A 10,501-nucleotide genomic window follows, 5' to 3' on the forward strand; every position below is an offset into this window, starting at 1 on the left:
CTGCCTCCGGGTGGCTGTCGTCGTTCGCTGCCTCTTCGGGTTCGTTCATTCCCGTGCTCATCAATTGCTCCCGTTCCTGTCGTCGTTATCTGCTTCCGGCCTCTTTCACGCTAGCAAGCCGGAAAGGGAAGTATGCAAAACCCGCCGCGGACCGGCCAGGAAATCGCCGCGCGGGGCTATTCCTGCCCCGGTGGCGTCTTTCACAGCCACGCCCCACGTGGTCCGTCCCCCGCCGAGCACAGATCTCAACCTCGCCGACGCCAACCCGCCAGAATCTTCCACCCCGCCAGGGCTGGTATTACTCGCTCACCCATGAAAGGAATATCAAGAGAAGTTCATGGCAGGGGCCTGGCGCGGGCAAGAGAAGCTTAGGTCGATGTTGGCCCGAGCCCGGCCGAGGGATTCGTCACACGACCTGGCATCATGACGGCGAACAGCACCGCCAGCTCAGTACCGGTCGTTGGTAAGTCGGGTTACCTCCCTGCCGCACTGACCGAGGTGATCCTGGCACCAAACGCACAAATCTCCCTAACCGTAGCCGTTCTTCGAGCCGCGTCTTTCGCGATCGCCGCCGCCCTCACCGAAAGGAACGGACCGGACAAGGCAGCGAACCTGCAGACCCGACGAAATCCCGACGGCTTTAAATAATTTCCCATTGAACGGGAATCACCCTCTGCCGGTACGCCGCTTTTGGCCAGCCCGAGATTCGCACATACGGCCCATTCTTGCAGGCCTCGCAGCCCTCCTCGCGGGACAGAGCGGACTCTCCCCCGCTGAAGCTGTAGCTTGACGAAAGCTTCCCTATCGGTTCTTTGCATGGCAGGGGCAGGGCTCCTCGAAGGGGCTTCGGCTTTACATCAACAGAGGAAGGCGTTCTCCCGTTACAGTCCACGGACATTCTTTGCTCACGGAGCCCACAGGCCCAAAGTGATAGGAAAACAACGCGGACAGCTTCCCAGCGGTTTTTCAGGCTGCAGAGCGCATAATGAATCGAAGCTCCGGTCAACCGCTATTTGATCGGGGCTTCGCCAACGAGGGGTCGCCATAAGAAGCCGTTAAGACCCTTTCCCGGTCAAATCTCTGAGGCATGCAGTCGTCCGCCGGTTCACACGCGCCGTTGTTGAGCAAATTTGACCTGCTGAAGCCGGTGCGGTCTAACTTGGGAACCCATGAGCAATTTCCGGCTTCCCTGTTGATGGGTGCCCCTTTCGGCGGTACCACTCCTTCGAGGTGACCAGGTCCGCTGGACAGCTGCCCTGCACAGCCGATGCACAGGTGTTTCCCATGGGGCCGATAACCGCGTCGTTGTGAATGGCTATCATCAACGACCTAAGGGGCATCTGATGACCGGCCACCGCACGCACACGCCGTTTCCGGATGTCGAGTGGACATAGCATGACCGGGCGGCTCACCGTGGCTCGACGGAACATGAGGCCGGCACCCCAGTCTGGCGCGAAGGACTCAAGGTCCCGTGCCGTGCGGTTTGTTGCATGAGAGGCCTGTCGGATGGTGCCGACGGTCCCAGTTGGCGCACAGGAACGTTGGAGACAATCACCGGATGGATAAATTGCTGCAACCGGTTCCTCGATCCGGCCCCGCCGATTCGGCCGTTGTGGACGCTCCCCTCCCCGGAGCGGGCAGAGCTGGTCGCGGGCTGGGGGTGAAAGTCCCGGAAATCACAGCGGTGTTTTGGGTTGCGAAGGTGATGACGACGGGGATGGGCGAGACGACGTCGGATTTTCTGGTCCATGTGATGGACCCGGTTCTGGCGTTGGCCTGTGGCGGGGCAGGGCTGAGCGCATTTCTTCTCGCCCAGCTTGTTGTCCGGCGCTTTGTTCCGTGGATTTACTGGGGAGCTGTTCTCATGGTGAGCGTGTTCGGGACGATGGCCGCGGACGCGGTGCACGTGGTCCTGGGGGTCCCGTATCTGGTGTCTGCGGCGTCGTTCCTGGTCGGCCTGGCCGGGGTGTTTTTGCTCTGGCACCGGTCGGAGGGGACCCTGTCGATTCATAGCGTGGACACGCACCGGCGGGAAGTTTTCTATTGGGCGGCGGTGTTGACGACGTTCGCGTTAGGGACCGCCGTTGGGGACTTGACCGCCTACACGCTGAGCTTGGGCTATCTGCTTTCGGGGATCCTTTTCGCCGCTGTGATCGGCCTGGGGTCCGCTGCGTACTGGCGCCGCTGGCTGGCTGCGGTTCCCGCGTTCTGGTTTGTGTATGTCCTGACCCGGCCGCTCGGTGCGTCCTTTGCGGACTGGACGGCCGTTCCCGCCGAGCGTGGTGGCCTGGGCTGGGGAACGGGGACGGTCAGTCTCGCCCTGGCCGTTGGCATCGCCCTCATCGTGGCCTACTTGTCCCGGCAGGACAAGGGCGGGCCAGACGCCCCCAGCTAGGGGGTTCCCCGGAAGTTTTCGGACGTGAGTACAGGATTAGTAGGTGCTGGCGTTGGCGATCAGGTGCGGCGGCAGTGGGTGCTGGTTGAAGTCGAACGCCTGGCTGAGGTCGCCCAGGATCGGACTGTTTTCCCTGACGTCCGGGCGGGGGTCGGGCCGGCCGTCGGTGGCCGGATCGATCCGTTGGCCGTGCAGGAAGTCGTCTTCGATGAACTTGATGTAGGCGTCCTGACTCAGCGTTTGGTGGTCGATGTACCCCTGCTTCGCGAAGGGGCTGATGATCAGGCTGGGGACCCGGAACCCGTACCCGTTGCTGTCCGCGGTGGGTGGTTGGACGTGGTCGTAGAACCCGCCCCAGTCGTCCCAGTTCAGGAAGATGGCGGTGCTGTTCCAGTCTGGTCCGCTCATGATGGCGTTGATGAGCCCGGCCACGTACTGCTGGCCCGTGCTGATTTTCGCCGGCGCGTGTTCGCTGACCTTGTCGGTGGGGGCGATCCACGTCACGGCGGGCAGCGCTCCCCTTCGCGCGGCGTCGTAGAAGTTGGTCAGGGGCTGGATGTTCCCCAGTTCCCCGTCCTGTTTGACGGTGTCGAAGTACAGCAGGGGGTTCCACAGGCCCGGCGTGGTGGCATCCTGCTTGATCGGGGCGCAGGTGGCTGCGTCATCCCGGCAGTCCGGTTCGGTGCCTTTGAAGACGTAGTAGTTCCAGGAGACGTGCTGCTGGTGGAGCAGGTAGGTGAGGTCGGTCCAGGCGTAGTCGGGCAAGTGAAGGTGTTTGGCGGCGTCGGAGAGTTCCCGCTTCAGTGCGGCGGGAACGTTGGCGGCGTCGACGGCGGCCTGGCATGCCGGGTAGGTGTCAGTGGGCTTGCAGCTGGCGTTGATGAGCCGGTCCACGCCGGCGGCCAGGTCCGGGCTGATACCGGCGGCGGTGAGGGCCTCCCTGCAGGGGGCAAGGTCGGCGGCGGACTGGCATTTCCCGATCAGGGTGTTGCCGATGATTTCGGGGTCGGGTCCGGAATCCGGGTTCTGGAGCGCATTGGTGCACGACGCCGGGTCCCCGGCTTTGGTGCATTTGGCGGACCATTCCGAGACCAGGTACAGGTGGGCCGGAAGGCTCCAGGCGGAGGGGGAGGCGAACATGTGGTCCTGGAGCGTGAAGTTGCGGGCGTAGTCCCAGTACGTGGGGAGGTCCCGGCCATCGTGGTACCCCATCACATCCGTGGTCGTGGTCCGGTAGCGGCAGTTCGCCTGGGCGGCGGTGCACCCGGCCAGGCCCTTTTCCGCCTGGGCCACAAAGCCGTCCATGGCCCCGTTGTCCACGTCCGCCACTTCGTCATTGTGGCTGTGCGGGGCACCCACGTTGGCATCGGCAGCATTGTAGAAAGGTTTGACGCACCCGCCGTTGGCCGGGTCCGGCAGGCACACGGCCGGCCCGTTGTCGGCCATCGGTATCCCGTCGGCGCCCGGGTAGGTCCCGAAGTAGGTGTCGAAGGAGCGGTTTTCCTGGGTAATGATCACCACGTGTTTGATCTTGGCGATCCCGGTGCCGGCGCTGACCGGTCCCCCGGCGGCGCCGCTTCCGGCGAATGCGAGCAGCGCCCCGAGGGCCAGGGCGATCCAGCCCGCCAGCAGCGTGTGGAACGGGGAGCGTGCCAGCCCGAGGCTGGTGGCACGGTTGGTCCGGCCAGCGTTGCTAGGCATGGGCCTTGTAGACGTCGGCTCCGAAGGCGGTGACTCCCGTCTCGGCTGCTCCGGCGAGACGGGGAACGTTGAAGAAATCCTCCATACTGGCCAGCAGGCTGTAATGGTTGTAAGGCTTCGAAGAGGTGCCGCCCTGGGGGCTGAAGGGTGACAAGATCAGGGCTCCCACCTGCCCTCCGGCCGTGCCACCGGGCATACCGTTTATTGGGCCGGCCCGGCCGCTGTCGGCTTCGTCGAGGGTAATGACCAGCATCCCGTCCTGCTTGAAGGCCGGGGAATCGAGTATCGCCGGCACCTCGCTCTTCAGCCAGGCGTCGGCTGCCCCGAGGCCCCCCGCGTTCCCGTCGGCGCAGGGACTGTCATGGGCATCATGGCAGAGGTTGGGGGTGATGTAGGACAGGTTCGGAGTTGTGCCCACGGCCTGGAGGTCGGTGGCCAGCGAGGTGTAGTTGACCACGTTCGTGGCGCAGTCCGGGGAATCGGTGATGGAACGGAAGTAGACAAACGGGTTGTGGTGGGTAGAGTACTGATCCGCCCGCGTGGCCGTCCGATGATCGTCGGGGGCGCCCAGGGCAGGATGAAGGCAGGGTGATTGCATGTCTTCCATGTAGCCCTTCCACGTTTTCCCGGCGCCGCTCAACTGCCCGGCCAGGGTTGGAACATTGGGCGGATACACGCACCCTGTGCCCAGCAGGCGTCCCTGGCTGTCCGTTCCGGAGGGCGTGAACGGGATGAACGTGGGGCAGTCCTTGACGGTGCTGGCGTTCGGAGGCTGGCCTGAAATCTGAGCCAAGTAATCGGGTAACGAGTCGTGGGCGATGCCGTAGTAGTTGGTCAGCAGCACCCCTTGGGACCGCAGCGTTCCCGCCAGGTACGGCATGGAGGACGTGGATCCGAAAACCCGGTCATACCCCTGGTTTTCGAGGTTGATGACGAAGACATGCCCGGGCGTTCCGGCCCGGGCCGGCAGCGGGCCCGGGCCCGCCTGGCAGCCCGAGAGGGCCACCACAAGTACTGCCAGCGCGAGCAGGAGGCGTACAGGCCCAGCACGCAACCCGCGCCCCACCACCGTTCCCTCCCGGATAGGCTTCCTGGTGCTGAACATTGCGTCCTCCTGACGCTGCTCCTGCGAACCGGCCGCCACCGCGCAACAACACCCTGCAGGGGCCGGCCAATGGGGCTACCGTCTCACACGCTCCCCGCACGCGGACCCGGAATTAACTGGGAACTTGCCTACAATCCTCAAACAGGGCTTTATCGCATTGGGAGGGAACGGCATCGGGGAAAGGCTGGGCGCCAGCGGGGCTCGGCACCCAATCGATGCGGGCCTGTGGCGCCCGCTCCCACCGCTCCCACGTCCTGGGCTGTTCAGGCGTTCAGTGGCCACGGTCCGGCCAAGGGCCGGGGGTTAGCGCCGCTGATCCATGGTCTGGCGTCGGCGCACCCTCAGTGCCTCACCGAGGATCGGGACGAAGGAAGCCGCCACAATCACGACAAAAATCAGGTCGATGTTCTGCCCGATCCAGGCATACCGACCAAGCCAAAAGCCCAGCATCGTGACACCGGCACCCCAGACCAGGGCACCGATCGCGTTGAAAAGGATGAACGTCCGGTAGCCCATCCTGCCGACCCCGGCGGTGACGGGAAGGAAAGTCCGCACGATCGGGACGAAACGGGCGAGGACGACCGACCGTCGCCCGTACTTGCGGAAGAAATTATGCGCTTTCTCCACATACTCGGCCCGGAGGATCCGCGACTCGGGCTTGTTAAAGACCGCCGGGCCTGCCTTTCGGCCGATCAGGTATCCGGTCTGGTCGCCGGCGAACGCGGCCACGACGGCTGCGCCTGCCAGCAGCAGGATATTGACCTGAATGGTTCCGGTCGCGATCAGCAATCCAGCGGTGAACAACAACGAATCTCCCGGCAAAAAGAAGCCGATGAGCAACCCCGTCTCGATGAACAGGAATGCGCAAACGATCAGGACCACCCATGGTGCCAGGGCAGGATCTTTGAGGAACTCGTTGGGATCCAGCCACGGCGGAAGGAGCCCCGTCGACGGGCGGACTGAAGCGGCGGCGGCCAACGCAATGGGGTGCATCGGGCCAGCCTACGGCAGCAACCTTAACGCCCGATCAAACTTCTTTCAGGTTTCTGAGGTTGCCTCCTTTGCGGTGCGACAGTTCTCTTCGCAGTTTCTAAGATGGCCCCGAGTTTCCACACCCGCATCCCGGCAAAAGTCCAGGTCCGATCCGACTTCCGCGGCAGAACCGCAACTGACGTCTTGAAACCGTCGGTACGCAGAGCTGTCTGGCCCCATGACGGAACGAAGCGCCGCTTCAGGTGGCTGCGACAGGGTCGGGTGGCCCCGTCAGGCCGGGGCAAGAATACCTCCGCTACGATCAATGGCGCCAAAGTCAGCGACCTCGTGCCGATGCCGGCTCCGCTCAACCGCCGGCAGCCAAGCACGCGTCGATGCAGTCGATGGTGAGTGGAACCGGTCCGTCCGGCAAAGCCCCAGTCTCGTTGCACAATCCGTCCCGGCGGTGTCCCGCCCCAAGCACCACGGTTTCCGCGGCACTGCCGCACCATGTTATGCGTTCCCTCTGCGCATACCGGCCCTTCCCAGTCTTTTTCCAGCGTCCTGCCTCAGGCTTGGGACAGAGACAGATCGTAAAGGGCCGCGGATCACGGCGACACTAGGAGCTGGGAACGGATTGTGGAAAAGCCATCCAAGGTCACCGCGGAGTTGTTTCCGGCCGTTCGTTCATGGTGGTGGTCAGCGGCCGGGATGTGGCTGTTCGCGGCGACGATATGGGTTGGGTTTGTCCTCACTGTGACAGGGCAGCCAGAGCCAGGATCCGGCACATCAGGATCCTTGGACCCGGGGAAGGTCGACGTCCTTTTGACCGTAAGCGAGGGAATCCATTACCTGCTTGGGCCTTTCGGGGCAACGACTATAGTCCTCGTCATTTGCGTCTACCTGCTCTTATTAAAGCGCCGGCCCGTGCAGTCACTGGCGTTCGCTTCTATTGTCGTCGTGGGGTGGGTCGCCTCAACCCTCGCAAAAGTGCTCGTTGCGCGCCCTCGACCGGCAACGGCGTCAACGAATGGCTTCATCACCGAAACCGGCAATAACAGCTTCCCTTCCGGGCACACGGCTTTCGCTGCCGCTTTGGTCCTGGCGGTCGCGCTTGTGCTGTGCCGAAGCACGGTTGAACAAGTCACGGCACTCGGTGTTGGCGGGCTCTTCGTGGGTTGCGTGGCGTTTTCCAGGGTCTACCTTGGGTTGCACTACGTCAGCGACGTCGTCGCATCCCTTGCTGTCGTCATAGCAGCAACCATGGCCTGGATTCCGCTGTGGAACGTCGTTATCGCCCCAAGACTGCCCGCTCCCCCGCCGGTCGTGCCGGCTGCCCGGAGAACAGGAGCCGCACGACCGGGATCCACGAAACGGGCCCTCCGGACACCTCCCGGCCTGTAAGCGGCAGTCAGCGGTTTTCGTCAGGAACCGGCCAAGGAGCAGGCGCCGCCGCGGCGTTAAGCCGCGACTCTTGGCCGTTGGCCCCCCGGAGAGCCGGTCACGCGTCCACTCAGCGGCATGGGGACCCGGAAAGGTGCGCGGCCGCGACTTCCTCACCGGGCAGACATCGAGCGCCGATACAGTTCCCGAATCGGGCATGACCAGGAGGTCTTCGCGAGATGTTGACGGGTGAGCATAAGGGAAGATGGGACCTTCTGCCCGATGGAGAATGTGGGCCCGGTGCATTCAGTTCGTGCAAGGGAAATAATGAGGGGGTGAGCGCTCCCATCTTTTCCCATAGGGCGCCCCGCTCCGCGTCAGGCGCCCGGGCCGGTAAGGGATTCTCCGCTGGTCGATGGAGACAGGGCGCGCTCTACGTTGCTTTCGCCCTGCTTCTCATCACGACGGTTATTGCTGTGGGCAGGATGCACACTGCTCCCACGTCCCAGACGCCCACGAGCTCCAGCCGTATCAAAACAGTCTTCATCATCATGATGGAGAACACCGACTGGGCCCAAGTAAAGGGCAACCCAAGCTACGCGTATCTGAACGGCACTTTGCTACCGGATTCTGCTTTCGCCAATAACTACGTCGGCGGTATCGGCCACCCCAGCCTCCCCAATTACGTGGCACTGGAGGCCGGAGCCCCTATGGGACTCACTGATGGCGCCTACCTGCCGGCCACCCACTCGACCAGCACAACCGAACATTTCACCACGCAACTGCGGGCGGTGGGCCTCTCATGGAAATACTATGCAGAGGATCTCCCCGGTGACGGCACGACATGCAACACAGCCGACCCAGGAGCCCCGTACTCCCTGGATCACAATCCGTTCGTCTACTTCGATGATGTGAGAAGCGACACGGCCTACTGCCGAGCTCACGAACGGCCATACAAGGAATTCGCCGGTGACTTGACCAGCCGTGCCGTGCCCGCCTATAACTTCATCGTTCCCAACGACTGGCACCAAGGCGAGAAACTGGCGCCGGGTTCACACTGCATGGCCTGCCAGGCGGACCAGTTCCTGAGGTCCGGAATTCCCATGATTCAGGCCTCTGCGGCCTATCAGGACGGAGGGGCCATCATCATACTGTGGGACGAAAGCGCAAGCTCCGGAAATAGCCCCAGCGGCATGATCATTAATTCCCCGCTGGCAAAAAAGGGCTATTCAAATAACGTTGCCTACAACCACGGCTCGACGCTGCGCACTGTGCAAACGCTATTGGGAGTCCGACCCTTCCTGGGGGCAGCCGCAGGGGCAACGGACTTTGCAGATTTATTCACCGTCCCCCTGTCGAATCCCGGCGCCGAGTCGATCCACGCCCAAAACTCCTCCTCCACAGACGCCGCTGCATCCGAGTCACACGCCGCTCCTGTCGAGTGGCCCTGGCTTCCACGCCAATAAATCAGCGTGCCCACCCTCATTCGCAAGTGTCGGATCTGAGAGCGGAATCGTTGCCAGGGCCCCTGAGCTACACCGCAAGCCGGCGCCCAGAGGCACCCGCCATGAGTGCCAAAGTCACCGACCTCATGACCCAAGCCGGGCTTCTTTAAATCATCGGCAGACCACCGCCCACCGGCGGTTCCATGGGTGGGCCTGGAACCCCCCGCGCAGGCAAGAACCTCTGTCCCGGCACGGCCGCGAAACTCCCGACACCGAACTCCGGCGGGGCTTCCTAGCCGTCACCGCCGGCCCACCCGCCGCGGGTTCTTGGACACCGGCAGTACCAGGGGCCTCCACTCCATACCCTGACCACGAGAAACTGGGCCCCGATTCACAGGAACTGCATAGGTTCCGCACCGAAACAACCCATCCGCAGAAGGCAAATCGCCGTATGTTTTCCCCCACCCACAGCAGACAGCGGAGACGGAGTTCTGGGCGGTCATTCCCGGGGCGGCGCGGGGCCCGGTCCTCATCGTGCACTCAGGGCACGGCATCGCGGCGGCCATGGCCCGCGAGCTGGCGACCGCCGGATGGCTAACCGCGACGCCAGGCACGGTCCGTCCCCCCAGATACCGGCAGCCCGTCGTTCTCCTGCTCGACGCCACAGAAAATGACGCCGGGAAGGGAGCGGCCACTACGCAGATCCGCCAAGATCTTCCCGGGGTGCCAGTGCTTTTCCTCAGCACGCACGAAACGTTTGAATTTCTACTTGACGCCAGCACACTCCCGGGAGACGACTACCTTCTCGCGCCCTTCACACCGGGGGGATATTGCGAAGCGACTGCGGTGGCTTACCCGCCACGCCAGTGCCAGCCTTGGTAACCCTGAACTCATCGTCGGAGACCTTGCGCTGCAGCCGAGGTGGCGTCTGCTCCGCAGGGGTGATCACCAGATATCGCTGACAAAAACTGAATGCGCGGTCCTGCAGCTGCTGATGGAAAACCCCGAAGTCGTCATGCACAAAGAGGAAATAATCGACCATGTCTGGCCGGGCCACCCCGAACGCGGCGCCAATAACGTCGAGCTCGACATCTCCTACCTCCGAAGAAAAATCGACAGCGCAGGACCGCCCATGATCCACACCCTCCGCGGCATCGGCTACCTCATCAAACCCGCCCCAATGAGGCACGACGACTGAAATAGATCACGAACGTCGTCCCTGAGCAATTACTTAGAGGGGTGGCGCTGCTGCCCGGTAGATGCTTTTCCGAGGAATCGAACTATTTTTTGGCCCGTCAACTTTCATTCTGAGGGGCAGTGTGGCTTGTCACAGTAACGGCCCAGCCCTTCGCAGGGCTGACTGGAACTGCCAGTTTGGCCAGGTGCTCCGGCAGTTGTGCTCGCCGGGGGGTGCCTCTATGGTTTTCGTCAAGCCGCTGCGGGGTGGTTTCGTGGTTCCGGCTCCTGGTAGAGGGTTCCGTCTCGGAGCATGGCGAAGAG

Annotated in this window: 7 protein-coding genes; 4 read left to right on the top strand and 3 right to left on the bottom strand. The window is 63.2% G+C overall.

The window, feature by feature from the left end; translation table 11 throughout:
* Positions 1-1,717: 1,717 nt before the first annotated feature.
* Positions 1,718-2,395: a hypothetical protein gene (locus tag AB0313_RS21655; RefSeq protein WP_366308348.1), complete on the top strand. Its 678-nt coding sequence runs from the start codon at positions 1,718-1,720 to the stop codon at positions 2,393-2,395.
* A 36-nt stretch (positions 2,396-2,431) separates the two neighbouring features.
* On the opposite strand, the gene AB0313_RS21660 is transcribed toward AB0313_RS21655, so the two are convergent.
* The 3 genes from AB0313_RS21660 to AB0313_RS21670 form a co-directional block, all read right to left on the bottom strand.
* Positions 2,432-4,096: an alkaline phosphatase family protein gene (locus AB0313_RS21660; protein ID WP_366308350.1), complete on the bottom strand. Its 1,665-nt coding sequence runs from the start codon at positions 4,094-4,096 to the stop codon at positions 2,432-2,434.
* Entirely contained in the window at positions 4,089-5,201 is a 1,113-nt protein-coding gene (locus tag AB0313_RS21665; protein WP_366308352.1) for an alkaline phosphatase family protein, read from the bottom strand. The genes AB0313_RS21660 and AB0313_RS21665 overlap by 8 nt, the downstream gene beginning before the upstream one ends.
* A 303-nt stretch (positions 5,202-5,504) precedes the next feature.
* On the bottom strand, positions 5,505-6,194 hold the full coding sequence (locus AB0313_RS21670; RefSeq protein WP_366308354.1) for a VTT domain-containing protein: 690 nt from the start codon (positions 6,192-6,194) through the stop codon (positions 5,505-5,507).
* 906 nt (positions 6,195-7,100) lie between these two features.
* On the opposite strand from AB0313_RS21670, the gene AB0313_RS21675 reads away from it, so the two are divergent.
* From AB0313_RS21675 to AB0313_RS21685, 3 genes are all read left to right on the top strand, one after another.
* Positions 7,101-7,577, top strand: coding sequence for a phosphatase PAP2 family protein (locus tag AB0313_RS21675; RefSeq protein ID WP_366308356.1), 477 nt, complete (start codon positions 7,101-7,103; stop codon positions 7,575-7,577).
* Positions 7,578-8,107: 530 nt separating this feature from the next.
* Positions 8,108-9,022: an alkaline phosphatase family protein gene (locus tag AB0313_RS21680; protein ID WP_366308357.1), complete on the top strand. Its 915-nt coding sequence runs from the start codon at positions 8,108-8,110 to the stop codon at positions 9,020-9,022.
* Positions 9,023-9,671: 649 nt separating this feature from the next.
* On the top strand, positions 9,672-10,199 hold the full coding sequence (locus tag AB0313_RS21685) for a winged helix-turn-helix domain-containing protein (protein ID WP_366308359.1): 528 nt from the start codon (positions 9,672-9,674) through the stop codon (positions 10,197-10,199).
* Positions 10,200-10,501 lie beyond the last annotated feature (302 nt).

It is taken from the genome of Pseudarthrobacter sp. NPDC080039 (assembly GCF_040702335.1).
Taxonomy (GTDB): Bacteria; Actinomycetota; Actinomycetes; order Actinomycetales; family Micrococcaceae; genus Arthrobacter; species Arthrobacter enclensis_A.

Bases quoted from the DNA above. Each gene is read 5' to 3' on its own strand.
- AB0313_RS21660 (WP_366308350.1), bottom strand. From the start codon at position 4,096: ATGCCTAGCAACGCTGGCCGGACCAACCGTGCCACCAGCCTCGGGCTG.
- AB0313_RS21685 (WP_366308359.1), top strand. From the start codon at position 9,672: ATGACGCCGGGAAGGGAGCGGCCACTACGCAGATCCGCCAAGATCTTC.
- AB0313_RS21665 (WP_366308352.1), bottom strand. From the start codon at position 5,201: ATGTTCAGCACCAGGAAGCCTATCCGGGAGGGAACGGTGGTGGGGCGC.
- AB0313_RS21655 (WP_366308348.1), top strand. From the start codon at position 1,718: ATGGGCGAGACGACGTCGGATTTTCTGGTCCATGTGATGGACCCGGTT.
- AB0313_RS21680 (WP_366308357.1), top strand. From the start codon at position 8,108: ATGATGGAGAACACCGACTGGGCCCAAGTAAAGGGCAACCCAAGCTAC.
- AB0313_RS21670 (WP_366308354.1), bottom strand. From the start codon at position 6,194: ATGCACCCCATTGCGTTGGCCGCCGCCGCTTCAGTCCGCCCGTCGACG.